At 46.2% G+C, this 25,948-nt stretch carries 22 protein-coding genes and 1 pseudogene; 13 read left to right on the top strand and 10 right to left on the bottom strand.

Translation table 11 applies throughout. The features are described from left to right. Nucleotides 1-129 (bottom strand): annotated as a pseudogene (locus WAO38_RS07955) (flagellin); the annotation flags it as partial. A gap of 241 nt (nt 130-370) precedes the next feature. Here WAO38_RS07955 and topA point away from each other — a divergent pair. The 4 genes from topA (at nt 371) to WAO38_RS07935 (ending at nt 4,445) form a co-directional block, all read left to right on the top strand. Continuing rightward, a complete protein-coding gene (topA, locus tag WAO38_RS07950) occupies nt 371-2,587 on the top strand; it encodes a type I DNA topoisomerase (protein ID WP_422236003.1) in 2,217 nt (738 codons plus the stop codon). Between the two features lie 96 nt (nt 2,588-2,683). After that, nucleotides 2,684-3,199, top strand: coding sequence for a metallophosphoesterase family protein (locus WAO38_RS07945; RefSeq protein ID WP_422236001.1), 516 nt, complete (start codon nt 2,684-2,686; stop codon nt 3,197-3,199). A 1-nt stretch (nt 3,200) separates the two neighbouring features. Further along, nucleotides 3,201-4,052 (top strand): biotin synthase, encoded by an 852-nt coding sequence (locus WAO38_RS07940; protein WP_422236000.1) that lies wholly within the window; start codon nt 3,201-3,203, stop codon nt 4,050-4,052. 39 nt (nt 4,053-4,091) lie between these two features. Continuing rightward, nucleotides 4,092-4,445: an AMMECR1 domain-containing protein gene (locus WAO38_RS07935; protein ID WP_422235999.1), complete on the top strand. Its 354-nt coding sequence runs from the start codon at nt 4,092-4,094 to the stop codon at nt 4,443-4,445. A 61-nt stretch (nt 4,446-4,506) separates the two neighbouring features. Here WAO38_RS07935 and WAO38_RS07930 read toward each other — a convergent pair whose 3' ends face one another. After that, nucleotides 4,507-5,460 carry an NAD(P)-binding domain-containing protein gene (locus tag WAO38_RS07930; protein WP_422235998.1) on the bottom strand — a complete coding sequence of 318 codons (954 nt, stop codon included), beginning with the start codon at nt 5,458-5,460 and terminating at the stop codon, nt 4,507-4,509. 77 nt (nt 5,461-5,537) lie between these two features. Here WAO38_RS07930 and WAO38_RS07925 point away from each other — a divergent pair, with 77 nt between their 5' ends. The 3 genes from WAO38_RS07925 to WAO38_RS07915 all read left to right on the top strand — a co-directional run bounded on the left by WAO38_RS07925 (nt 5,538) and on the right by WAO38_RS07915 (nt 8,303). Then, the gene (locus tag WAO38_RS07925; RefSeq protein ID WP_422235997.1) at nt 5,538-5,870 is read left to right on the top strand and encodes a hypothetical protein; all 333 of its coding nucleotides are present in this window, start codon (nt 5,538-5,540) and stop codon (nt 5,868-5,870) included. Nucleotides 5,871-6,010: 140 nt separating this feature from the next. Continuing rightward, a complete protein-coding gene (locus WAO38_RS07920) occupies nt 6,011-7,057 on the top strand; it encodes an OmpA family protein (RefSeq protein ID WP_422235995.1) in 1,047 nt (348 codons plus the stop codon). A gap of 223 nt (nt 7,058-7,280) precedes the next feature. After that, nucleotides 7,281-8,303, top strand: a complete 1,023-nt coding sequence (locus WAO38_RS07915; RefSeq protein ID WP_422236005.1) for an OmpA family protein — start codon at nt 7,281-7,283, stop codon at nt 8,301-8,303. 55 nt (nt 8,304-8,358) lie between these two features. On the opposite strand, the gene msrA is transcribed toward WAO38_RS07915, so the two are convergent. Both msrA and WAO38_RS07905 read right to left on the bottom strand, forming a co-directional pair. After that, the gene (gene msrA, locus WAO38_RS07910) at nt 8,359-8,892 is read right to left on the bottom strand and encodes a peptide-methionine (S)-S-oxide reductase MsrA (protein ID WP_422235993.1); all 534 of its coding nucleotides are present in this window, start codon (nt 8,890-8,892) and stop codon (nt 8,359-8,361) included. A 77-nt stretch (nt 8,893-8,969) separates the two neighbouring features. Then, entirely contained in the window at nt 8,970-10,037 is a 1,068-nt protein-coding gene (locus WAO38_RS07905; RefSeq protein WP_422235991.1) for an SO_0444 family Cu/Zn efflux transporter, read from the bottom strand. 455 nt (nt 10,038-10,492) lie between these two features. Here WAO38_RS07905 and WAO38_RS07900 point away from each other — a divergent pair, with 455 nt between their 5' ends. Both WAO38_RS07900 and WAO38_RS07895 read left to right on the top strand, forming a co-directional pair. Next, complete coding sequence (locus WAO38_RS07900; RefSeq protein WP_422235989.1) at nt 10,493-11,158, top strand: response regulator transcription factor; 666 nt, start codon at nt 10,493-10,495, stop codon at nt 11,156-11,158. 3 nt (nt 11,159-11,161) lie between these two features. Next, complete coding sequence (locus WAO38_RS07895; RefSeq protein ID WP_422235987.1) at nt 11,162-12,418, top strand: ArsS family sensor histidine kinase; 1,257 nt, start codon at nt 11,162-11,164, stop codon at nt 12,416-12,418. On the opposite strand, the gene WAO38_RS07890 is transcribed toward WAO38_RS07895, so the two are convergent. Next, on the bottom strand, nt 12,312-14,936 hold the full coding sequence (locus WAO38_RS07890) for an ABC transporter substrate-binding protein (RefSeq protein ID WP_422235985.1): 2,625 nt from the start codon (nt 14,934-14,936) through the stop codon (nt 12,312-12,314). The two genes, WAO38_RS07895 and WAO38_RS07890, sit on opposite strands and share 107 nt — an antisense overlap. Before the next feature lie 101 nt (nt 14,937-15,037). On the opposite strand from WAO38_RS07890, the gene metH reads away from it, so the two are divergent. After that, nucleotides 15,038-18,535: a methionine synthase gene (gene metH / locus WAO38_RS07885; RefSeq protein WP_422235984.1), complete on the top strand. Its 3,498-nt coding sequence runs from the start codon at nt 15,038-15,040 to the stop codon at nt 18,533-18,535. Between the two features lie 7 nt (nt 18,536-18,542). On the opposite strand, the gene WAO38_RS07880 is transcribed toward metH, so the two are convergent. The 4 genes from WAO38_RS07880 to WAO38_RS07865 are packed head-to-tail and all read right to left on the bottom strand — an operon-like array spanning nt 18,543 to nt 22,033. Next, on the bottom strand, nt 18,543-19,724 hold the full coding sequence (locus WAO38_RS07880) for a replication-associated recombination protein A (RefSeq protein WP_422235982.1): 1,182 nt from the start codon (nt 19,722-19,724) through the stop codon (nt 18,543-18,545). 1 nt (nt 19,725) lies between these two features. Further along, nucleotides 19,726-20,124 (bottom strand): secondary thiamine-phosphate synthase enzyme YjbQ, encoded by a 399-nt coding sequence (locus WAO38_RS07875; protein WP_422235980.1) that lies wholly within the window; start codon nt 20,122-20,124, stop codon nt 19,726-19,728. Beyond that, complete coding sequence (locus tag WAO38_RS07870; RefSeq protein ID WP_422235978.1) at nt 20,121-21,068, bottom strand: pseudouridine synthase; 948 nt, start codon at nt 21,066-21,068, stop codon at nt 20,121-20,123. The genes WAO38_RS07875 and WAO38_RS07870 overlap by 4 nt, the downstream gene beginning before the upstream one ends. After that, nucleotides 21,065-22,033: a KpsF/GutQ family sugar-phosphate isomerase gene (locus WAO38_RS07865; protein ID WP_422235976.1), complete on the bottom strand. Its 969-nt coding sequence runs from the start codon at nt 22,031-22,033 to the stop codon at nt 21,065-21,067. Before WAO38_RS07865 ends, WAO38_RS07870 begins: the two co-directional genes overlap by 4 nt. A 77-nt stretch (nt 22,034-22,110) precedes the next feature. On the opposite strand from WAO38_RS07865, the gene WAO38_RS07860 reads away from it, so the two are divergent. The 3 genes from WAO38_RS07860 to WAO38_RS07850 all read left to right on the top strand — a co-directional run bounded on the left by WAO38_RS07860 (nt 22,111) and on the right by WAO38_RS07850 (nt 24,976). Further along, nucleotides 22,111-23,502 carry an NAD(P)H-hydrate dehydratase gene (locus tag WAO38_RS07860; RefSeq protein WP_422235974.1) on the top strand — a complete coding sequence of 464 codons (1,392 nt, stop codon included), beginning with the start codon at nt 22,111-22,113 and terminating at the stop codon, nt 23,500-23,502. Further along, nucleotides 23,499-24,056 (top strand): phosphoribosylglycinamide formyltransferase, encoded by a 558-nt coding sequence (gene purN, locus WAO38_RS07855; protein WP_422235972.1) that lies wholly within the window; start codon nt 23,499-23,501, stop codon nt 24,054-24,056. Before WAO38_RS07860 ends, purN begins: the two co-directional genes overlap by 4 nt. Before the next feature lie 143 nt (nt 24,057-24,199). Then, nucleotides 24,200-24,976 carry a thiazole synthase gene (locus WAO38_RS07850; RefSeq protein ID WP_422235970.1) on the top strand — a complete coding sequence of 259 codons (777 nt, stop codon included), beginning with the start codon at nt 24,200-24,202 and terminating at the stop codon, nt 24,974-24,976. A 219-nt stretch (nt 24,977-25,195) separates the two neighbouring features. Here the strand turns inward: WAO38_RS07850 and WAO38_RS07845 are convergent. Then, on the bottom strand, nt 25,196-25,948 hold a 753-nt coding region (locus tag WAO38_RS07845; protein WP_422235968.1), incomplete at its 5' end, for a sodium-dependent transporter.

Below are 25,948 nucleotides of genomic sequence, written 5' to 3'. Positions count from 1 at the left end.
ATCCGCAGCTGTATTAATACGGAGACCTGATGAAAGTTTCGCAAGTGCGCTGTCCAAGTTACGATTGTTCATCGTCGCGTTGGTGTGTGCATTCATTGCCGCAATGTTTGTGTTAATTCTGAAACCCATGATAAATCCTTTTATCGAAGAGACGAAGCTCTTAAGTTAGTTCAGCGTCCTTGCTGTTAGAGACTATATCGGGATATAAAAAAGAAACTTTAGCGCTTTTGATACTTTTTTTGTTACACTTTCGCAAATACATTAATTATAGAACGGTAAAGAAGGCAAGCCCCTTTGTCTACGCTTGCCGCTGCGGCACTGAAGCTTGCCTCTATCGAGGCCAAAAATAATAACATTAGGATCGAACTTTTTGAAACTCATCATCGTAGAGTCTCCGGCTAAAGCCAAGACCATTAAAAACTTTCTCTCTAAAGATTACGAAGTCATCGCCTCCAAAGGACACATCCGTGATCTTCCGAAAAATCGCTTTGGTATCAAAATTGATAACGAAACCCTGATTCCTGAATATCGGATCAGCGAAGACAGTACCGCTACCGTCAAACAGATCCAAGAACTGGCCAAAAAAAGCGATACCATCTATATCGCGACCGATGAGGACCGCGAGGGAGAAGCGATCGGCTGGCATATCGCCCATGCCATCGATAAAGACCCTGAGGCTCTGCCGCGTATCGTGTTCCATGAGATCACCAAAAATGCAATCATCCATGCACTCGAAACCCCTCGTACCATTGATATGGATCGGGTCAATGCGCAGCAGGCGCGCCGATTGCTCGACCGTATCGTCGGATACAAACTCTCGCCGCTTTTGGCCTCTAAAATCCAAAAAGGGCTCTCTGCGGGACGCGTACAATCCTCAACTCTGAAAATCGTCATTGATCGTGAGCGGGAAATCCGGGCGTTCATCCCTGAAGAGTATTGGACAATCGACACCTTGTTCAAAACCGATATCGAAGCAACCCTTGTTACGTTTGAAAATGAAAAGATCGATAAACTCACCATTAAAACCGGCGATGAAGCGGCACGGATTGTCAAAACACTCCAATCCGAACATTTCAAAGTGGGCGAGATTGAGACGAAAGAGCGTAAATCGTCAACTCCTCCGCCGTTCATGACCTCGACGATTCAGCAAACGGCCTCATCACAGCTCGGATTTTCTCCGAAAAAAACGATGATGGTCGCCCAAGCGCTCTATGAAGGGGTTAAGACTCCCGAGGGAACCAGCGGGGTTATCACCTATATGCGTACCGACTCACTCAATCTCGCGGCAGAAGCAGTTGAAGCGGCACGCGAAGTGATCCTCGATCGCTACGGAAAAGCCTATCTTCCTGAAAATGCCAAAGTCTACACCAAAAAATCCAAAGGGGCTCAAGAGGCTCACGAAGCGATCCGTCCGACAATGCTGAGTTTCACCCCTAAAATCGCGGCAACGTATCTCAAGCCTGATGAGATCAAACTCTATCGTTTGATCTATAACCGCTTTTTGGCATGTCAGATGAATGATGCACGCTTTGAACAGCAAAGTATCACGTTCGAATCTCCGAAAGCGCAGTTCCGTGCAACCGGACGCAAACTCTTATTCGACGGTTTTTACCGTGTAACCGGAAGTGATGACAAAGACAAACTTCTCCCGACGCTGACGACAGGAGATTCTATCGATATCCAAACCATTACTCCCGAACAGCACTTTACCGAACCGCCGGCTCGATATTCCGAAGCAAGCCTCATTAAAAAGCTCGAAAGTGAAGGGATCGGCCGTCCATCGACCTATGCACCGACCATCAGCACCCTTCAGGCGCGGGATTACATAACGGTAGAAAAACGCCAAATCATTCCGACGGAGATTGCATTCACCGTGACAGAGATGCTCGAGACCCATTTCGAAGAGATTGTCGATGCCTCTTTTACCGCTACCATGGAAGAGACCCTTGATGAGATCAGCGATGAGGGAAAATCATGGCATAAAATTTTGCTTGATTTTTATTATCCGTTTATCGAAAAAATCGAAGCGGGTAAAGCCAATATCATCAGTCTCAAAATGGCAAAACCTCTCGGACGCAACTGTCCGCAATGCGGAAGCGAACTCCTGCTCCGTTCAGGACGTTTCGGAGAGTTTATCGCCTGCAGCGGTTTTCCGAAGTGTAAATACACCGAACAAACCGAAGAAAACCAAAAAGAAAACCCGGCAACTCCGGATGAAGTAAGCGAAGAAGTATGTGATAAATGCGGCAGCGCCATGGTGGTCAAAAACGGTAAAAACGGCAAATTTCTAGCGTGCAGCGCTTATCCGAAATGTAAAAACACCAAAACACTTGCAGAACAAAAAACCTCAGAGATCCCGTGCCCGGATTGCGGTGGAAAACTGTTATGGCGCCAATCACGCCGCGGTGCATTTTGGGGGTGTGAGCATTATCCGAAATGTAAATTCATCTCCAAATTCGAGCCGAGTGATAAAAAATGTGAAGTTGAAGGATGCGGCGGTGCATTGGCACCGCGCACTTACCGTAACAAAGAGGTCTATGAGTGTGTCAAGTGTAAAGACCGCACGCCGCGGGAAGAAAGCGAATAAAACAATGGGCACAACAAAGCTCCATATCTCTGCACGCAATATTGTGACATATACCTACACCGTTGCCTGCGGCAACGGTGTAGGTTAAGGTTTATCGTGAAAATCGGGTTACTCTCCGATACCCATACTAAAAAGGGACGTTCTCAACGGGTCATTAACCACCTCATCGCCAATGGAGCCGAATTTTTAATCCATGGCGGAGACATCGTCAAACCCGAGATCCTCGACCAGCTCAAAAACAGCGGAGTCCGCTATGTCGCCGTGTATGGCAATAACGATGCAAATCTGATCGAATACCATACCCGCTACAATCTTGTTCAAGAACCGCACTATTTTAAACTCGGCGGTGTTCATTGCAAACTCATGCATCTGCCGTTTTACATGAATGCCGATGCCGAGGTGATTATTTTCGGTCACACCCATGTGTTTGAATGCGATTTTAAAAACAGCACCCTCTTTTTGAACCCCGGAGAAGTATGCGCACGTGACAAACCATATTCTAGTTGTGCGATGCTGGAAATTACAGAAGACAATTTTATTGTTACCCATTATTCCCGACCGGTCGGAAGCGATACTTTCGATGAACGCCACTATATGTTTGAAAGGTCTTAATATGACTAAAAAAATCTTTTTGTGTTCCATCTGCAATATCAACAGCGGAACCTGTAATGAAGATTGTAAATTCTGTTCCCAAAGCGTCAAATACAAAGCAGATATTGAACGCTATAAACAAAAACCCATGGATCAGATTTTAGAAGAAGCACGCACGCTTGAGGCACTTGGGGCATTAGGATTTTGCCTCGTTACGGCGCAAAAAGGGCTGGATGACAAAACTCTCGAATTTGTCTGCAACGTTGCGTCAACCCTCAAACGTGAAGTACCGAGACTTCGTTTAATCGCCTGTAACGGTACGGCATCTCTCGAGCAGCTCCTGGAGCTCAAACGCTCCGGAGTAAGTGCATATAACCATAATCTTGAGACCAGCCGCGCTTTTTATCCCGAAGTCTGCACGACCCATCCCTGGGATGAGCGGTATGAAACCTGTGAAAATGTCAACCGATCAGGCCTAAAACTCATCAGCGGCGGAATATTCGGTATGGGAGAGACCCAAGATGATCGCCTCAGCATGCTCCATTCTCTAAAAGAGTTGAATCCGGTCTCCGTTCCGCTGAACTTTTACCATCACAATCCCGCACTCCCGCTCAGCCCGAATCCGCTCACTATCGATGAATCCCTGGGACTTATTTCTCTTGCTCGCACCATATTGGATAAAGCAGACCGGATCATGATTGCCGGAGGCAGAGAAATCACGTTCAAAGAGCGGCAGCATGAGATTTTTGAAGCCGGGGCAAACAGTATTGTGATCGGGAATTATCTTACGACTGCGGGACGCGAAGCCCATGCAGATTTACTCATGCTCCAAAATCTGGGATTTGAAATTGCGGCAACACCTGAGGATAAGTAAGTTATAATAGCAAAACCAAGCAGGCAAAAGGGGTAATACATGTCGCAATCCGTATTATTGACCATCGCCAGAGCCTCGATCGAAGAGGTTCTGCAAGCCGATATCTCTATTGACCGCACCCAGCTTCTCGAACAATATCCTATTCTCTCACAGCCGATGGCAACGCGAATAACCCTCTATCATGACAATAAAATTCGGGGTAGCGCCATGAGTGAAACAGCGCAGCGTTCCCTCCTCGACGATATTATCCATAATGCCAAAATTGCAGCCTTTCAAGATGACAATTTCGATCCTCTCGTGACCTCCGAGTATCTGCATACTACGATCAAACTCACCGTATTCAGTCCCGATGGAGAGTTAAGCCATCAAAGCGAAGCTATTTTAAAGTCCTAAATTAAAGTACGCAAACGTACGCAGATACATCCAAAACGAGGCACATTAGCGCCAAAAGACCTTAGCTCGTCTGGCGTATGATATAGTTTGCAATAGCAAATCCATGATTTAATCCAAGAGCAATCGAACCGCCTGATTCTTGGGTAATATCTCCGGCAACAAAAAGTCCGCGGACATTCGTCTGATAATTCTCATCATGGACCGGTTTCCCCTCTTCTTCACGGATACCGCTGCTTTGCAAAAAGCCGCTCGGTGTTGTTCCGCCGATCGCATAGATGATACGATCAAAAAGTTCCGATGAGCCGTCACTGAAAATCACCTTGACGTTCCCGCCTTCACTTTCAAGTTCCGTGATTTCCGTGTTTAACAGCGCCTTTACCGATCCGTTGCCCACTACACGCTCGATGTCGGATTGGTTTGTCGGATTGGCCCGGCGAAAGGTTCCGCGGCGATAACAAATTGTGACCTTATTTTTATCGCACAGATCGACCGCATATTCAATCGCCGAATCGCCTCCCCCGACCACCATCACTTTTTCTCCCTGACTGCAGGCATCTAACGTGAAATTAACTTGATTTTTAATGGATGGTGGAATTTTATAATCAGGCTTGTTCGGTTTCCCCATTCGACCGATTGTCACGACTACATAGGCCGCTTTGATACTTCCTCCGGCAATAAAAACTTCAAATCCATCGTCTATTTTAACGATCTTTTGGACTTCCGTATGGGTTCGCAGTTCTACTGCTTCATTATCCAAAAGCTGATCAAAAAAGTCCAAAGTGCTCTCTTTGGTCCCGTCCATAAAATATAACGTACCGTCGAGTTCGACTTTCTGTCCTTTCCAGTCTTTATCCACACGCTTATTGTCTTTGTAAAACTTACGAATCGTGGCATTATGGTTTTCATCTTTTTCAAGGACAACAATGTCTCGCATCCCGAGCACATAACTCTCAATAGCAGTTGCTATTCCTGCCGGTCCTGCCCCGATTATGGCTAATTGATAAGAATGTTCCATCCACGCTCCTCTGTACTTTCTAAAGGTGTACTCTATCATAAAGAGAGATAAAATTCGATTTATGCTATTATCCATTTATGTACTATGTCATACAACGTCATCATGGTGACCCTAAAAAGCATTATCGAGCATACAGTGTTCCGCGTTATATCAGTTCTGAAAAAAGCCAAAATATTATTTTTGAGTTTCAGCACAATGGCGAAACCAAACGAAAATGGGCTCCGAAAGAAGAGATTGTTTTACTCACAGATGACCATGCGCTCTTTCAAACGATCCTGAAAAAGCTCGAGAGCCTAAAATCTTCTCATCTCGAAAAGATCGATACCGCACAAACTCAACTCAATAATGAAATCAACGCTCTCCTTAATACCATGAAAAACGCGTTTGAAACGATACAAAAAGATAATTAGCCTTATTCATCTGCTCCTTCCTTTTCTATACGTTACAGACTCAAAATAATGCTTTTTATATTAATTATTGTTTTTGACAACAATTTAATCTCATTTACGTGATACTATTTCATATACAAAACAGTCGTAAGGAGACTTAAATGAAGAAATTAGCTTTTTCCGCATTACTTGCTGCCACATTGCTAGGTGCAAGTGATTACAATTATGAGATCAGCCCAATGGTAGGATATGCATTCCCTAATGCACAAGATCTTAAAGATCATGGTGTGTATGGTGCTGAAATGCAATTCAATAATTTTGACAGTGTTATCAAACCTGAATTATCCGTTTTGTTCAGCAATGCCGATTATGAAAATGGTGCCGGTGATACGGACATTTTCCGTACAGCTATTAATGGCGTCTATGAGCTGGGGAAAAGCAACAACATCACTCCGTTTGTCAAAGCAGGTCTCGGTTACGAAACAATGAGCAACCACCAGTATGACAATCACAACAGTGCATTTGCCGATGCAGGTGCGGGTGTAAAAGTGGGTATTACCGATCAAATCGCCCTCAAACTTGAAGCCATTGAGATGTTGAAATTTAATAACTTCAATTGGGACAATAATCTATTATTGATGGCGGGGCTAAACTTCGCATTCGGTGAAAAAGCTCAGCCTGAAGCTCCGGTTGCGGCACCTGCCCCTGTACCTGAGCCGGTTGCAGCCCCTGTCGCGGCACCTGCGCCTAAACCGGCACCTAAAGTGGTTGTAGCGGCACCGATCGATAGCGACGGAGACGGTGTATTTGATCCTCAGGATAAATGTCCGAACACGCCTAAAGGGTTTAAAGTAGACGTGGACGGATGTCCGCTTAAAGCGACTCTTCAACTGAACTTCGCAACCGATTCCAATAAAGTGGATGCGGAAGGTGAAGCTAAAGTAGCTGAATTTGCATCATTCCTTAACGAAAGCCCTGCCTATAAAGCCAATATCGTTGGTCATACAGACAGTACCGGTTCAGATAAATATAACCAAAAACTTTCTGAAAAACGTGCGGAAACTGTTAAAACCATGCTCATCAAAGACGGTGTAGCAGCCGAGCGTTTAACGTCTGAAGGTATGGGCGAGAAAATGCCTGTTGCTTCAAATAAAACAAAAGAAGGACGCGCTGAAAACCGCCGTATCGAAGTAGAACTTTGTAAATAAACGAATACGTTCGTCTACTCTTTTCCCGCACTCGCGGGAAACCCCTTCCTTTTCTTTTCAGCTTTTTTCATTCAGATCTCATCATCTCCCTTATTCCCTGCACGCTTTTTACGACATGTATCATCAAAAGTTATCCTAGATACTTAAACTATTTTTAACTTTACTTAATCTATAGTAAAAACCTGTATTCGTGTTTTATAGATTTTTTAAAGGAGATTTAGTGATGCAAAGAATTTTGCTTTCCATGTTACTGACCTCTGCCCTCGTTGGTGCAGCAGACTATGATTATGAAATTACTCCGATGGCAGGGTATGCCTATCCAAGCAGCGGACAAGAGCTCAAAAATCATGGCGTTTATGGTGCTGAGATGCAATATAATGGTCTTGACTACGTCATCAAACCGGAACTGTCCGTTTTTTTCAGTAATCCCGACTACAAAAACATTCCGGGGGATACCAATATTCTGCGTTCAGCACTCAGCGGTGTTTATAATTACCGTAAAATCGATAATGTCGTTCCGTTTGTCAAAATGGGGCTTGGATATGAAACTATGAGCGATCATCAGTATAACAATCATGACAGTCTCTTTGCCGATGCCGCGACGGGGATTAAAGTGGATCTTGCCAAACACGTCGCTTTTAAATTCGAATTGATCGATATGGTTAAATTCAACGGCATGGATAATAACTTGCTGCTAATGGCGGGACTCAATTTCGCATTCGGCGAAAAAACTCAACCCCAATCTCCGGAACCGATAAGTGCAGAAGTTTCAGAACCTGAAGCAGCACCGAAAGCAACCGCGGAACCGATCGCAGCCGCCCCGTTGGACAGCGACGGAGATGGAGTGGTCGATGCGCTTGACAAATGTCCCGGGACCCCGAGCGGATTTAAAGTAGACCAGGATGGATGTCCGCTAACCTATCTGTTCAAAGTCCTTTTTGATTTCGACTCCAGTAAACTAAAAGAGGAATTCAAAGGTACCGTTGAGGAGTTTGCGGTCTTTATGAAAGAAAACCCTTATGTTGCCGAGATTCAAGGGCATGCGTGTAATATCGGAACCGATGAGTACAATCAAGCCCTCTCAGAGCGACGTGCGAATGCCGTCATGACAAAACTCATCGAGCTCGGGATCGATCCCAAGCGACTCAAAGCGGTCGGTTTTGGAGAGAGCAAACCGCTCAATAACAATGCTACGATAGACGAACGACGGCAAAACCGCCGGGTTGAAGCCGAACTGTCCCGCTAGAGTATTCCGTAGAGCGGATTCGTCCCGCTCTAGAATACACTTTTTCAGGCTTTCATTATTGTTTAACTTTGTCCCCGAATTTCTTCATAAATTTTTCAATCTTCGGTGCGATCACCGCATAACAATACCCTTGCGTCGGATGTTCCGTATAATAGTTTTGATGATACTCTTCGGCTGGGAAAAAAATGGGTGCCGGGGAGAGTTCGGTGACGATCTCCTCCTCCCATCCTTTCTGGGCTTTTGCAATAGACTCAAGCGCTTTGGCCTTTTGATCTTCATTCATATAATAAATAACGGATCGGTATTGCGTCCCTTTGTCAGCCCCCTGGGCATTAAGCGTGGTGGGATTGTGTACTTCCCAAAAAATCTCTAGAATTTGCTCAAAAGTGATGAGATCAGGATCATAGGAAATTTCAACCACTTCGGCATGTCCTGTGGCTCCGCTGCATACTTGCTCATAGTTCGGATTCGGCCGTGCACCGCCCGCATAACCGCTAATAGCGCTGCAAACCCCATGAACACGACTGTAAACCGCTTCAATACACCAAAAACATCCGCCGCCTAAAAGGGCTTTTTCACGACATTCCATACTGGCTCCTAATTTTTAGGTGATTATCAACTTTTTTAACTGCAAAGCGGGTCAGATTCTAAAAGCAATTCCAAACTTTAAGAACAGCAAGAGCCCCCGCTGCAGCTCTTATTCTTTTTATTTAAACGGGTTTGTATCAAGTTATAGGCTATCAGCAAAAGCAAAATCCCGGCTCCGATATTCTCGACCCATCCGTGGGCTTCTTGATGTGAAAGCATCCCGCGTATGGCTGTCGGATCAAAAAAGAGATCAAACACTATTCCGAATCCGACACTCCCGATCACGATACTTCCCAGGTATATCATTAACGCTTTTGTCCCCAACATCGATTTTACGACCCCCATGGTCACCGTATTGGTTGCCGGTCCCGCACTCAAAAACACAAATGCGGCTCCCGGTGAAACCCCTGCCAAAATCAACGATGCGGCTATCGGCAATGACGCGGTTGCACAAACATACATCGGAGCAGCAATCGCTACAGCGACAAGATAACCAATCCATCTGCTCTCGCTGAAATAATGACTCAAGTTATCCGGAATCATCATCGAAATAAATGCCCCGATAATCAGTCCCCATAACAGCGGGGAGGCAATCCCGCCCAGCAAAGAGACGAAACCGTAATGCAAAGCGCGTCTAAGTGAAAAGGAACGGACTCGGTTGACTTCACTTGCGGATTTGTTTATGAGTATCGTTTGCGGGGTTTGCGGATTGAGAGAAAATTTTGCGACCGGTTGTATCTGCGGTTTAATGAGTATATTAGCCAGAACGCCCGCAATAACAGCAATTATACTGGAGGTAACAACCCGATAGAGGGTAAAAGCCCATCCGAACATTCCATATGTTGCCAAAATGGAATCAACTCCAGTGATCGGGGTCGATATCAAAAAGGACAATACGGCACCCTCTGAGGAACCTTTTCGTTTCAATTCAGCGGCAAAAGGAATGACACTGCAAGAACACAAAGGGAGCGGTATCCCAAAAAGTGTCCCTTTCAGAACTGATTTCCAACCGCGTGTGCCCAGCTGCCGGCTAATCAAATCTTCGGGTATCAATTCATGTAATATACCGGCTATAATTACCCCGACAACGATAAAGATTCCCATTGAAGCACTTAAATTCCAAAATGACTGCAACAACTCTTCCATGAAAATCCTTTTTAAAATTAATAATTATTATCGTATTATTGCTTTTTAACCTTTTGCTTTATTTAAATACCTTTGTTACCTCATCGATGATGCCGTTATCATATAGTAATTATTCACTGATAGACTAACGCTATTAAAATATAAAAAAGGAGAACCCAATGGAAAAAATGACACCGTTAGAAAAGTTGATGGTCAAAAAACTACGTCAATCCAAACGTGCCAGCTGGATGGTAGACTAAATTGTATTTTGCCTGAGAGGGCAATAACTTACCGCGTTAAAACTTCACATTATTTCTCCTATCCGCAATAACATTAGTATTCAATATCGATTCTTTTGCCCTTTGTTAACATCACTGCGTCATACTGCTATAAATAAATGAAGTGCCGATTCCGCAATGACGGAAATTTTTGAGCACGGACTAAAGTACACTGTACCAATAATCAAAAGGGAAAACATGCTCCAAGCACTGATGGTCGAAGACGATCCGGATATTACAACGCTTCTAGTGAATTATCTCAAAAATTACGGTATTGCCCTCAATGCTGTTTCAACGCCCTCGGCAGGATTGAATCTTTTAGACACCGACCATTTTGATCTCATCATTTTGGATTTGACCCTCCCGCAGATGGATGGTCTGGAACTGTGCAAACTGATTCGTCTCAAAACCGATATTCCGATCCTGATCTCAAGTGCCCGAAGCGACATCAACGACAAAGTCATCGGCCTTGAATACGGTGCGGACGATTATCTCCCTAAACCGTATGAACCAAGTGAGCTTATCGCACGGATCAAAAGCGTTCTCCGCCGCTATCGCCCCACTCTGGAAAAAAAGAATAAGCTGTTCACTTTTAACGAACATGAACAAACCATTCTGTATAACGGATCGCCTCTAGATTTGACGCGGGCGGAATATGAACTGTTATCCCTTTTTATCCTCCACCCGAATCAAACCCTAAGCCGTGATTTTCTCTCCAACAATGCGGAAGCCATCTCATGGGAAAGCTCTGCCCGTACCATCGATGTTATCATTAGCCGTTTACGCCAAAAAATCGAAAAAGATCCCAAAAATCCCCGCTATATCCACTCTATCCGAGGAAGCGGTTATCGGTTTTCAGGATAACCGATGGCTCAAAGTATTTTTCTCCGCATCACTCTTTTTTTCCTCGTTACCTTTACTGCCATGGGGATAGGGTTTTATACGCTGCACGAAAAACTCACCCAGGACCAGGAACATCGGCTGGAGATTGAGGCCGGAAACCTTCTTTTGGTTCTGCGAAAAAGTGTCCCTCTTGCTCCGCCGTTACGACGATCTTATTTGCAGGTGCAAGGATACAGCGTTGCCGAACCCCATCCTGATCTTCTAAAAACGCTCCAAAACGCTCTCAAAACTACCCCTAAAAACTACCCGGAAGAGATTAAAGACTCCCTCAAAGAGGGGCGGATACAAATATTAAAAGACACTAATCATCTCTATGTCTACCTTCCTAAAGCGACACCGCCTCTGCTGGTCATCAAAACCGATGCTGCGCAGCAATCTCTGTGGCCTGAAATTCTTTTTATCACCCTTATGGTCGCGTTATTGCTCCTGTATTGGCTCATCATTAAAACACTCTTTCCTCTGAAGAGACTAATCAACGCCATTACCCATTATGGAAAAGACGGAAGTTATACTCCGATCAATAGTCTTCAAAAAGATGAAATCGCCCTTGTAGCCAATGCCCTGGACAGTGCTATGCATAAAAACCAAACGCTCATCGAAGCACGCAGTCTTTTCATACGCAACATCATGCATGAACTTAAAACCCCTATCACCGTAGGGAAGCTTTCCCTCCCTTTTCTCAAAAACACAGAAGAAAAATCTATTTTGGAGCGGGCATTTTTCCGGATGGAGCATTTGATAGCAGAACTCGTTCGGGTAGAACAAATCACCTCCGGAGCACTTGCACCCAATCTGAAATCCTGCGATCCGAAACTGTTGTTGGAAAAAGCCAAGGGATTACTCTTTTTGAAAGATAACGTCATTGAGACTGTTCTGGACGGGACATTAATTTATGCGGATTGCGATGTTTTTGTAACCGTTTTTAAAAACCTGATCGATAATGCTATCAAATACAGTTCAGACGGAAAAGTTCGAATTGTTCAAATGGGAGAACATCTTTTCTTTTATAACAAAGGGGAACCGTGGCCGAGAGAGTGTACTCTCGATTCTCTGAGTGAACCGTTTTTTCATCATCATGAAAATCCGCATAGTTTCGGGCTAGGTCTTTATATCGTTAAATCGATTCTGGAGTCCCATAATTTTTCTTTCTTCTATCGATACGTCCAAGGGGAACACTGCTTTGAGCTCGTGTGTCGGAATTCTCTGGCAACACTCGATTAAGACGAATCTCGAAACAAGCCCCTTCTTTCAGGTTATAAACACTGAGTTTTCCTAAGAAATGTTTTTCGATAATCATTTTCGCCATATACAAACCGATTCCTGTCCCTTGCGATTCAAATTTCGTCGTAAAATAAGGATCAAAAATTTTATCGATAATATCGATCGGAATACCTCCGCCCGTATCTTCAATCCCGATCGTAGAATAGTGCTCATCATTATGACAGAGTATACGGATGATTCTCTCATCACCGCGATGCTGCTCGATCGCTTCTCGCGCATTATTGACCAGATTGATAAGAACCTGCTTGAGTTCATTCGGGTAAACCAAAACTTCAGTTCCCGGATCAATCTCCCGCTCTATCGTGATCTTTTTACGAATGAGCAAAGGACCCAACAAGGCTTCCACATCATTGACCAAACTATTAATATTAACCAAAACTTGGTGACGGTCTTGTTTAAAAAAATTACGGAAATCATCAATCGTCTGAGACATATACTCGATTTGTGCTTCGGCAATCTCAATGACCTTTGACGCTTCACCGGTCCCACCTAACGAACAGCTAAGATTTAACCGTGTCATAGAGAGCCCTAAAATATTAAGCGGTTGGCGCCATTGATGCGCAATCGATTCGAGCATGGAACCGATTTCGGCCATTTTGGCTTGCTGCATCAGCAGCTTTTCCTGCTTTCGATTTTTTTCAACCGCTTTTTCAATCTCCTCTTGAAGGCGTTGATTAAACGTTTCCAGTTCATCGGTACGTTGACGTACCAATATGTCAAGACGGTGGTTTTTATAGGCGATCAAAATAAAGACTATCACCATAAATCCGACCACCCCCCAAACAAAACGATAGTTAATGGAATCATTTCGTTCGATAATCAGAGAACGCTCATGGATCTCTTTATCTTCGGATGGAGTGATGGAGGCTAAAACTTTATTCGAAATGGAAACCATCATCCCCCAATCTTTTCGAAAAGCAAATGCAAGTTCATACTGATACGGCGTTTCTCCCGCCACTTTAAGGTGTTTAAGATTATTCCTCTCAATCAGATAACTGACGACACTCAATCCTTCAATAGTAGCATATGCTTCACCGGATTCAACTTTTCGAAGCGCTTCGAGCGATGTATCGGCGATTACGGGGATAATTTTGGGATAATGCTCACGCAAAAGCTCTTCGGTTGCATAGGTACGGACGACAGCTACTTTTTTCCCGTTCAAATCACTCAGATCATTAATATATCCGATATTCGAATTTGTCACAATGACTATCGACTGTTTTAAATAAGGGCGGCTAAAAAGGAGAGTTGCACGCCGCTTTTCCGTAATGGCGGCACACGAGAGCATATCCAGTTCATTCGCTTGAATAGAACGGATCGAATCACTCCAAAATTTTCGACTGTAATCAATCTCAAAGTGAATCCCCAACCGTTTTTCAAGAAGCGCTAAATACGAGGCGCTGACTCCGGTATATCTCCCTTTATCATCGACCGATTCGATAGGAGGCCAGTTCTGATCAATTCCGACACGGATAATCGGATGTTCCTTAAGCCACTTTTTTTCTTCTTCGCTCAAATGGAGTGATCGGTTTTCATAGATTTTAGGGACGGTAGAATAGGTGTCATTGACAATTCCCATAAGGCGGTATCCCTGTCCGATCATTTCCAAACGGACCGGATCGATCGCGGCAAAAGAAGTATTCGGACGGAAGGCGAGTTCTTTAAGCACTTTCCCCTCATAAATCAACGCTTCGAGTGATTTATGTTGCGGATTATAGTTTCGATAAATCAGTTTTGCCGTCTCTTCGATATGATCAAATGCCCATAACCATCCGCGGATACTCGCGTCATAAAAGGCATTCATTCTTTCGGGATGTTTCGCATATTCCTCTTGCGTTGAAAATAAGATATCACTGTAAAAATCAAAACCGTACTCTTTGGGATGAATCACTCGGGTCTTTACTCCCATTTTTTCTAAAAAAAACGGTTCGTTGGAGAGATAAGAGGCCATAGCATCGGTTTCATTGCGTGCCAGGGAATATGGATCAAAAGAATGCGGCTGCAGAATGTAATCTTTGGGAGAGAGACCCACACTGCGCAGCATCGCCTGTATTTCAACTCCGCTTGCGGCATCACTGGTCAGCATGATTCTTTTGCCGCGCAGATCCTTGGCACTTTTAATCCCCGAGTCTTCCCGTACAAGAAGCATCATCGGCGAAGATTGGAACATTGCCGCCATTAAAACAATCGGGGAATTTTTCATGCTGTCAATGACAATCGACGTGTGCCCAACCGCATACTGGGCATTTCCGCTCATTACCGCCTGAAGAGGGTCTAATTTATTGTGCGCATCATTGATGGTTACGTCCAGCCCGGCATCACGATAGTACCCTTGTTCTTTCGCTGCATAAAATCCGGCAAATTGAAACTGGTGCAGCCATGATAACTGAAGGGTAACCTTCTCGTTTGACCATGCGACAGAGGAACAAAAAAGGAAAAAAAGAAGCAGCATTTTCATGGTTAAGAGTGTATCTAAAGAATTATATTTTCATACTTAGAACGGCTTATGCTCCTTTTCGCTAAAATCGCATTAATTTCTATCTCCATAAGGCTTCAACTATGTCGGTTAAAAACACTCTTATAGAAACACTCACTCGCCGTCCGCTTATCATCGACGGTGCGATGGGAACCCAGCTTCAAGAGCGTACCGACAAAATTCCCGAGAGCGCATGGGAAGGGCTTGAGGGGTGCAACGAACTTCTCAACGTCACCTGTCCGGAGGTCATGAGCGATATTTTTCACGCTTATCTCACAGCAGGGGCCGACCTGATTACAACCAACACTTTCGGCGCTTTTAGCTGGGTACTCGATGAATACGGTATCGGCCATCGCGCGTATGAGCTCTCCCAAGCCGGAGCGGCAGTCTGTAAAGCCGAATGCGATAAATTCTCCACCGCTGAACATCCCCGTTTTGTCCTCGGCTCTATCGGACCGGGAACGAAACTCCCCTCTCTCGGGCATATCCATTATGATGAGATGTACGAGGGATATTTAGAGTGCTGTCTCGGTCTGATCGATGGAGGATGTGATATTTTCCTTCTGGAAACCTGCCAGGATCCGCTTCAAATCAAAGCGGCACTCCATGCGTGCGAAGCGGCCAATAAAGAACGGAGTACGGCACTGCCGATCATGGTCTCCGTCACGATTGAACTGGCCGGAAGCATGCTCATCGGAACCGATGCGGCAACGATAGCCACGATTCTCGAACCGTTCGATATCCTCAGTCTCGGATTCAACTGCGGCACTGGACCGGAACAGTACGGCAAACATGTCAGAACCCTCTCTGAAGTGTGGGGAAAACCGATTTCGGTGCACGCCAACGCGGGGCTCCCTCAAAACCGAGGAGGTTTCTCGTATTATCCGATGGGGCCTGATGAATTTGCACAGCTGCAATGTGACTTTTTAAACTACGACGGGGTAAGTTTCCTCGGAGGATGCTGCGGAACGACTCCGCAGCACATCCGTGCTCTGGTCGACAAAGTCTCCTCTGTCACTCCCAAAAAACCGAGCGGAGAGACAAAACCTTCTATCGCATCGCTTTTCAATACGGTTGAGTTGATCCAGACTCCTGCCCCGCTGCTCATCGGAGAGCGTTCGAATTCGACCGGGTCCAAAGCATTTCGTGAACTGATTATCGCCAGTGATTACGAGGGGACACTCAGTGTCGGTCAGGCACAGGTACGCGACGGTGCCCATTGTCTCGATGTCAATGTCGAGTTTGCCGGACGTGACGGTGCGGTGGATATGGCGCACGTGATGAGACTCTACAACCAAAAAATCTCTATCCCCCTTATGCCCGATGCGACAAGGGTCAACACGATGGAAGAAGCGCTCAAATGCATCGGCGGCAAGCCGATCATCAACTCCGTCAATCTCGAAGACGGGGAAGAGCGTCTGGATGCGATCTGTTCTCTCGCCAAAAAATTCGGAACCGCCTTAGTCTGTCTCGTCATTGATGAAAAAGGGATGGCAAAAACGACGGAAGATAAAATGCGTATAGCAGATCGTATCTACGATCTGTGTGTCAACCGTCACGGTATCGATCCGCGCAATCTGATGTTTGATATGCTCACCTTTACGGTCGGAAGCGGGGACGTGGAATACCGTGATGCTGCCATCCAAACGCTCGAAGCAATCCGTCAGCTTCATGCCAAATATCCTAATGTCGGATCGACGCTTGGATTATCCAATATCTCTTTCGGACTCAGTATGAACGCCCGAGTCTATCTCAACAGTGTCTTTTTGCACCACTGTATCGAAGCGGGTATGACATCTGTCATCATCAACGTCAAACACATCGTACCGCTCTCTAAAATGTCTGACGAAGATCGCTCAATTTGTGAAGAACTTCTCTTCTCTCCGGACGATCAGTCGCTCTTTAAATTTATCGAACATTTCAGTGATAAGACCATCGATAACTCTAAAAACGATGAAGAATACGAGGCTATGAGCGATGAAGAAAAAATTGCCAGACTCCTCATCGACGGTGATAAAGAGCGGATGATTCCGTTGGTTGAACGTGCGCGTCAAGTGATCAATCCTGATAGAATCGTCAATGAAATCCTCATTGATGCGATGAAAATCGTCGGAGAACTCTTCGGATCGGGAAAAATGCAATTGCCGTTTGTATTGCAAAGTGCCGAGACGATGAAAACGACGGTCGACTATCTCAACCCCTACCTCTCCAAGCAGGAGAAAGATACCGACACCACCCTCGTCATCGGAACCGTCAAAGGGGATGTCCACGACGTCGGCAAAAATCTTGTCGACATCATCCTCTCCAATAACGGATTCAAAGTGATCAATATCGGGATCAAAACAGAACTTGAAAAATATCTCGACGCTATGAAAGCGCATGATATCCACGCCATCGGAATGTCCGGTTTACTGGTAAAATCGACCCAAGTGATGAAAGACAACTTGGAGACGATGGCAGGTATGGGAATCACGACGCCGGTATTGTTAGGCGGAGCGGCACTCACACGCAGCTTCGTAGACGATTTTTGCCGACCGATCTACAACGGCGCCATTTTTTATTGCCGCGATGCGTTTGACGGGGTTATCGCCATGAGCCGAATCGAAAAGTATAATGCCGACCCGAGCATTGGTCTTGATACCCGCCTTGGCGGAGATATGGTGGAGCGTGCGCCCAAAGAAGTGATCGATGTTGTTATCCCACCCTTTCATGAGCTTAAAATGCCGAGTGAGGTCAGAATCCCGACCCCTCCGTTTTGGGGACGTCGCGTATTACGCAAAGAGCAGCTCGATTTTGACATGGTGTGCGAATGGGTCAATAAGCGCAGTCTTTTCAAAATGCATTGGGGATACAAACGTGCAGGGATGCCGGTGGATGAGTACAAAAAACTTCTCGAGACCAAAGTCTATCCCGCCTATGAGCGGATCAAACGCGAGATCATCAAACGCGGGTTGTTCGATCCTACCGTGATTTACGGATACTATCCCGTCCGAAGCAGCGATGGCGAATTATTGATTTTTGATGAGAGCTGCGGGTGGAACATCGATGAAAATGCCAATCGCCAACCGCTTGATGATGTGATCGGCAATGCCAAATACGTCTTTGAATTTCCGCGCCAGCGTAAAGCACCCCATCGCGCTCTGAGCGATTTTTTCAGACACACTCGTGATGATGTCCTTCCGATAAGCTGCGTCAGTGTCGGGGATAAATTCAGTGAATACGAAAAAGAACTCTACGCCAATAATGAGTATTTAGAGTACAACATGGTCCATGGTTTCGGAGTCGAACTCGCCGAAGCACTCGCCGAGGTGGCGCACAAGCAAATCCGGCTCGATCTGAATATCGCGAGTGATGATGAGGGATTTAGTTTGCGTGATGTTCGATTAAACCGCTATGCGGGAGCACGCTACAGCTTCGGATATCCAGCGTGTCCGGATCTCGAGCCAAGCCGTATCATCTTCGATCTGTTACGCCCTGAGGAGTTTGGAATTACGCTCTCTGAAACGTATCAGATTCATCCGGAACAAAGTACGACGGCACTCGTCGTCCATCATAAAGAAGCGACGTACTACAATATATAAAGGGGAGTTATTTCCCCCATACCTTCTCTATCCACTCACCCATCTTCGCTTCATAACCGCTGTTTTTAAATTCGACAAATTTGAGCGGTTTGGAGAGATACTTTTGCTCTACCCATCCCCCGAAGTCATGCGGATATAGATACCCTTTGTGCTGCTGGCGCAAGTGTTCGGGAATATCAAGAATGACTCCGTTTTTCACGGCACTCTGGGCGGCATTAATCGCATTATAGGCAGAGTTTGACTTCGGTGATGCGCACAGATAGATGACGGCCTGAGCAAGAATGATCCGGGATTCCGGATAACCGATCATTTTCACACTGGTCATGGCAGAAGTACACAGAGTAAGCGCTTGAGGGTTGGCATTGCCGACATCCTCACTGGCTAAGATCACAAGACGACGTGCGATAAATTCCGGCGGTTCTCCCCCCTCGATCAAACGGGCAAGATAATAGATCGCCGCATCGGGATCGCTTCCCCGGATACTTTTAATCAATGCAGATGCAAGATCGTAATGCACCCCCGCTTCCGAACTGCCGAGTGATTGGGCAGCGGGACGAAGCGATTTTAAAAGCTCCAATGTGATCGGTTTTTTTAGTGCCGTAGAGACTTCCAGTAACTTGAGCATAGCACGTGCATCGCCGCCGGAACTGGCTATCAGATATTCGCGTGCTTCTTCATCGAGTGTGATCCCTTCTTTATCGCAAGCTTTGACTAACAATGCTTCTAACGCTTCATAACCGATGGAATGGAGTTCAAACAGTAATGAGCGTGACCGCATCGCTGCTGTCAAGGAAAAATAAGGGTTTTCCGTCGATGCTCCGATCACTAACACACTGTTTTTTTCCATAACCGGCAATAACACCTCTTGCTGATTTTTCGCCAGACGATGGACCTCATCGATAAAAACGAGAGGCTTCGTTAATGAACCCTCATATTGGTCAAAAATTTTGCGAAGCTGTTCGACTTTAAGTGATGTTGCATTAAATTCATAAAAAGGGGCATCCAGCACATCGGCGATAATTCGGGCTAAAGTTGTTTTGCCACATCCGGGAGGACCGTAAAAAAAAGAGTGGGTAAGATTATTATTTTCACACAGTGAGCGCAACGGAGCATCTGCACTGCATAAATGGGGCTGTCCCACAACATCGTCAAATGTTTTAGGACGGAGAAGATAGGTAAAGTCAGCCACTTTAACCTGCGATTACCTTGATAATCACTTCGCGGGCCTGACGGGGGCCGTCGAACTCTCCAAAGAAAATACCCTGCCATTTCCCGAACATAGGACGGCCGTCATGTACCGGAATACTCACCGATGCACCCATACGGGAAGATTTCAGGTGTGCTGCGGCATTGCTCCCGACATGCGAATAGTGCGCATCGCTCGGAATAACTTTTGAGAGTGCGGAGAGCAAATCACGGCGAAGATTTTGATCGGCATTTTCAAACAAAAAGACACTTCCCGTCGTATGGGGGGTAAAAACGACACAAATTCCCTCTTTGACACCGGAGGTGATAACCGCTTCTTTTACTTCGGCACTGATATCCATGAGCTGTGTTTTATGACTGGTTGGGAACTTAAGCGTTTTCATTTTTTACCACCTTTTGCAAATTTAGAGTCAGGTTTATATTTATTCGTACCGAAAGGTTCGTTGGAAGGCTTTGGCTTGACCTTTGCCTTGTCTTTAACAAACGTCCTTTTCACGGGTTTGGTCTCTGATTTTTCAAAAACTCTCGGAGCTTTCTTTTCATTCTTTTGTTTGATTTTTTCCGCTTTTTCGACCGCGTCTAAGAATTCACGCAAATTCGAATATTCACTTCGCTCTAAAAATCGTACTTTTCCGGTCGGAAGATTATTGAGTTCGATTCCTCCGAAACTAAGCCGTTTCAAATCCACGATTTCCGCACCGAAATGGGCAAAAAAGCGGCGCAGTTCACGGTTTTGACCCTCTCCGATAGCTACTTTTAAAATCGAGTAGTCACCCTGGTCTTTTTGTACCTGATACGCATAAAACGGCGCAAAGCTCATCGGACCCGCCTCGGCATGCTCATGTGCACCCGCACTTGCGTCATCAAGTTCCAGCCCCTCGCCCATCGCCACTTTCATGGCATCGGTTACGGGACCTTTGATTTTAATCTTATAAACCCGTTCCATTTTTGAGGTCATCAGCGCGGTTGCAACCCGTGATGCATCCGTCAAAAGAAGCAGCCCCTCAGAAGCAAAGTCAAGCCGTCCGACAGGGATGTAGTGGCGATATTGTTTCGCCAAAGAATCATAAATCGTTTTTCGCCCTTGCGGGTCTTTTTTCGTCACCAGTTCACCGCGCGGTTTGTTATACACAATCACCGTAAACTGATCATTCGGAACAATCTTGTTTCCGCTGATCATAACGTTCGCATTGCGTTCATCGACTTGAATCGCGGGGTTGGTTTCAACCTCGCCGTCAATACGGACGTATCCGTCAAGAATCGCTTGATCGGCTTCGCGTCGGGAATACGTCGAATAGTGGGCGATAAATTTGTTAAGTCGCATCATGAGATACCTGCTTCCACGAGAGTATGAAGATGCAATGCACCTTGAATAACGCCGGAGGTATCGGTAACCACCAGCAACTGAATTTTTTTCGACTCAATCAATACCAGCGCGTCGCTGGCCAACATCGTCGCATCATTGATGACCAATGGATTCTTGGTTGCAAAACTTTTGGCACTTGCATCCAGTGAAAAAGTGTCACTTAAAAGCGCTCTTCGGATATCCCCGTCACTCAAAAGACCGGAAAGTTTCCCCTCTGCATCCGTGAGCATTACCGTGCCCAGCCGCCCTTCGCTCAGGGTCAAAATCGCCTCTTTGAGAGAGGTGTTTTCATCCACGATCGGCAGATTTTCGGTACGCATCAAATCGGCTACTTTGACAAAAAGACGTTTGCCCAGTGCCCCGCCGGGATGAAACGAGGCAAAATCCTCTTTTTGAAAGTTTTTTGCCTTCATCAAGCAAACGGCTAACGCATCCCCCATCGCAAGAGTCAGTGTCGTTGAACTGGTAGGCGCGATATCAAGAGGACATGCTTCTTGTTCCACATTGATATTGATCACCTCATCGCTGTACCGTCCCAGCGTGGAAGCGGCATTTCGTGTCATCCCGATCAAAGGGATGTCGAATCGCTTGATATGCGGAAGGATGGAGCTGAGTTCCGGACTTTCACCGCTGTAGCTGATCGCCAACACCGCATCCTCTTTTCCGATCATCCCCAAATCGCCGTGCAGCGCCTCCGTCGGATGGAGAAAAAAGCTCGGCGTCCCCGTTGAAGCAAATGTTGCGGCAATCTTTGCTCCGATAAGCCCTGATTTACCGACTCCGGTAATGACCAATTTACCCTTGCACGCTAAAATGATTTTGACAGCACGCTCTATCTCTGATCCGAGCCTTTGGGCACCTTCGCGGAGTGCTTGTGCTTCAATTTCAAGTGTGTTTTTGGCTATTGCGATATAATCGTTATTCATAAAGATGATTATAGCCGAAATAGGCTTTATTTTCCCGACTTTGTCGGGAATGACTATCCGAAAAGGTACTTTTAACCATGCAAAATCTTTTTCTCGAAGTATCCTCGCTCGATCAGCGGTGTATCGAAAAATTTTCCCTCTCTGAAGAGATAATGATGGAACATGCCGCCCTCGGGATGGCGCAGTTGATTCGGGAACGATATCCCCTCATGACGTCCATCCTCATCCTCTGCGGAAGCGGTAATAACGGCGCGGACGGATTGGCACTGGCACGATTATTGACGGGGGATTATGACGTCACCGTACATCTTCCTTTCGGGGCGGCATCGACTCTTGCACAGCGCCAACGAGACCGTATTGAGAGATTACAGTTAAAATCTTCCCCGGTCTTGGAACGCTATGACATTATCGTCGATGCACTCTTCGGCAGCGGACTAAGCCGTCCTCTCAATCCTACCGCCGTAGAAGTCGTTGAAAAAATCAATGCGATGCATGCCGTTAAGATTGCTTGCGATGTCCCCAGCGGCCTCTTTTCCGACGGCACACTCGATCCCCATGTTTTTCACGCCGACATCACCGTCACGATGGGGGGATTAAAAAAAAGTCTTTATAGCGATGCCGCCAAAGAGATCGCGGGAGAAATTATCATCGCTGACTTGGGAATTCCTCGCCGCGCATACGAGACGGAATCCTCATGGAAACTGCTTGAATCCGCAGATTTAAAACTGCCTCTTCGAACACATTCCTCAGCCCACAAGGGGAGCTACGGTCATTTGAGCGTCATCTGCGGAGAAAAAATAGGTGCTTCGGTAATAGCGGCTTCGGCAGCACTCAGGTTTGGTGCGGGACTCGTCAGTATCGTAAGCAATGAAAATGTCACCATTCCCTATGAGTTGATGCAAAGCCATTCTCTCCCTTCCGGGACGACCGCTATCGCTTTGGGTATGGGGCTGGGAGAAGAATTTTGCGACGATGAGCTGTCCCAGCTCTTAGACAATAGTCATCCGATGATTTTGGATGCCGATATTTTTTACCATCCGATATTTCCCGACCTTCTAACACGCCGCTATATCGTTCTCACTCCGCATCCCAAAGAATTCACTCAGATTTTACGTCTTACCGGTATTGCCGACATCGATGTGAATACGCTTCAAAATAATCGTTTCGGCTATGTCGAGCAATTTTGTGCCGCTTTTCCTAACATCGTGTTAGTTCTCAAAGGTTCCAATGTCATTATCGGCGCAGGAGACGCGTTTTATGTCAACCCCCTCGGAACGGTTGCCTTGGCAAAAGGGGGAAGCGGTGATGTCCTCAGCGGTCTGATCGGAGCCCTGTTGGCCCAAGGCTATTCACCGCTCGATGCCGCACTCCAGGCTTCGCTCGCACACACACTTGCCGCGAAGGATTTTGAAAAAAACAACTATGCTCTTACCCCATTTGATCTTATTGAGGGAATTACCCGCTTATGAAACGAATCGTTGCCCTGTTTAGCGGCGAGGGAACCAACCTCGCAAACCTAATCGAAAAAATCCACCATAAACATGCCCTTATCACCTGTGCCATTACCAATAATCCCAAGGCGGGCGGTATTGCCAAAGCCAGAGAGGCAAGGATACCGGTTGAAATATGCGATCATACCCAATATGAAAGCCGTGAGGCCTATGATGCCGCACTCGTTGAAATGATCCGCGAATACAATCCCGATATTGTCGTCTTATGCGGATTTATGCGGATCCTCACTCCGGTCTTTACGTCACAAATCCGTTCCATCAACCTCCATCCCTCACTTCTCCCCGCGTTCAAAGGAGCGAAAGCGATTGAACGGAGTTTTGAGAGCGATGAAAAAGTATGCGGGGTAAGTGTCCACTGGGTCACCGATGAATTAGACGGCGGCGAAATCATTGTTCAACGCTCTTTTAGTAAAAGTGATGATGAAACGCTGGAGAGTTTTACCGCGAAAATCCGCTCTATTGAGTACGAAATTTTACCTCTGGGTGTTATGAGTCTTCTCAAAGATTCCTAACAGAATCCTTATGTTATAAGATCGTTCACAATACGCCATCGGAATAAAATCCCGATCGGCTGCGCTAACGCTGAGTTTCGCTCGGCGCGATGCCAGGGCGCAGCTTACCGCGCTTATCTTAATGCATACAAGGATACAAAAGCATGCATACATTACAAATCGGAAAATATACGCTCGGCAGCCGTCTGATCGTCGGAAGCGGCAAATACGACTCTTTTGAAACAACCAAAGCCGCGACATTGGCGTCAGGATCAGAACTGATCACCGTAGCCGTGCGCCGTCTAAATATCACCAACCCCAATGAAGCAAATCTGCGGGATACTTTTGCCGGAACAAACGTGAAGTTTCTCCCAAACTCAGCCGGATGTACGACAGCCGAAGAGGCGATAACCCTCTTCCGCCTCACCCGTGAAGCGACGGGAATCGACCTTATCAAACTCGAAGTGATCGGGGATACCCAAAAAACCCTCTACCCTGACGTATTGGAAACGATCAAAGCGTGCGAAGTATTAGCCAAAGACGGATTTACCATTATGGCCTACACCAGCGATGATCCGATCATGGCACGCCGTCTCGAAGATGCGGGCGCACATGCCATCATGCCTCTCGCTGCACCGATCGGAAGCGGATTAGGGGTCCAAAACCGCTATAACATCGTGTTTGTACGAGAAGCGGTCAAAGTACCTATTATCGTCGATGCAGGGATTGGATGTGCCTCGGATGCGGCATTGGCAATGGAGTTGGGAGCGGATGGTGTTTTGACGAACACCGCGATCGCACAGGCGCAGAATCCGATGCTGATGGCGGAAGCGATGAAGAATGCGGTAATCGCAGGACGTCTAAGCTACTTGGCGGGACGTATTCCGAAACGTCCTTACGCCACCGCAAGCTCACCAGTAGATGGAATGATTCAATTTTGATTTTATACGCCTACGGAACAAAGTCCCGCTAGGCTACGCTAACGCTGAGTTTACTTCAGCAGTAAGCTCAAAACCGCTTGCGATTTGTTATCTCAATCCAGTAAAATCCCGTGATCCATCACATAGAGCCGTTCCGAAGGCAGTAGTGCCGAGAGGAGCGAGCGTTCTTGGATCACGGTATGCTCTTTTGGTACTTTTCTGACTAAACAAAAAAGTACATCAAAACGTTATGACCCCTATCAAATTCAACATCACCACGACCAATGCCACCGGAGCAATATAGCGGACACTGAAATACCAGACAGGGAAAAACCATCCCATCTGCGGTTTAAGTACCGAGGCAACCCGCTCTTTTTCAATAACGTAACCGACAAAAATAGCCATGATCAATCCGGCAATCGGCAGCAATACCGCAGAGGTCATATAATCGGCCCAGTCAAAGAAATTCTTTCCGCCCCACGTCAAATACGGAGCACTCCACTCAATTTGCGAAAAGATCGCGATAATTCCGAAAAGATAAAAGAACAATCCCATCGATACTGCCGCTTTAAAACGGCTCATATCGTACTTGTCGATCAGATACTGTACCATCGGCTCCACCAATGAAACGGCGGAAGTCAATCCGGCAAACGCCAATGCAAAAAAGAACATCACCGAAAAAATCGTCCCGAGTGTCCCCATCGCGTAAAAGACTGCCGGCAGTGAAATAAATACCAATCCCGGCCCTTTACCCGGTGTTGCCCCGTATTGAAATAAAAAGGTAAAAAGGACCAAACCGGCGACCAAAGCAATAATCGTATCTCCGGCAATAACAAACAAAGAGCTATGAACTAGATTTCCCCCTTTGGGCAAAGAAGCGGAATAGATCATAATCGCACCCATGCCGAGAGACAGGGTAAAAAACGCATGCCCAACGGCAACGACAAAGGCTTCTGAGGTCAGTTTGCTCCAATCAGGGGTAAACATATACCC

It is taken from the genome of Sulfuricurvum sp. (genome assembly GCF_049277495.1).
GTDB lineage: Bacteria > Campylobacterota > Campylobacteria > Campylobacterales > Sulfurimonadaceae > Sulfuricurvum.
The sequence above is the reverse complement of the archived record's forward strand: the minus strand, read 5'-3'. Positions and strand labels throughout refer to the sequence as shown.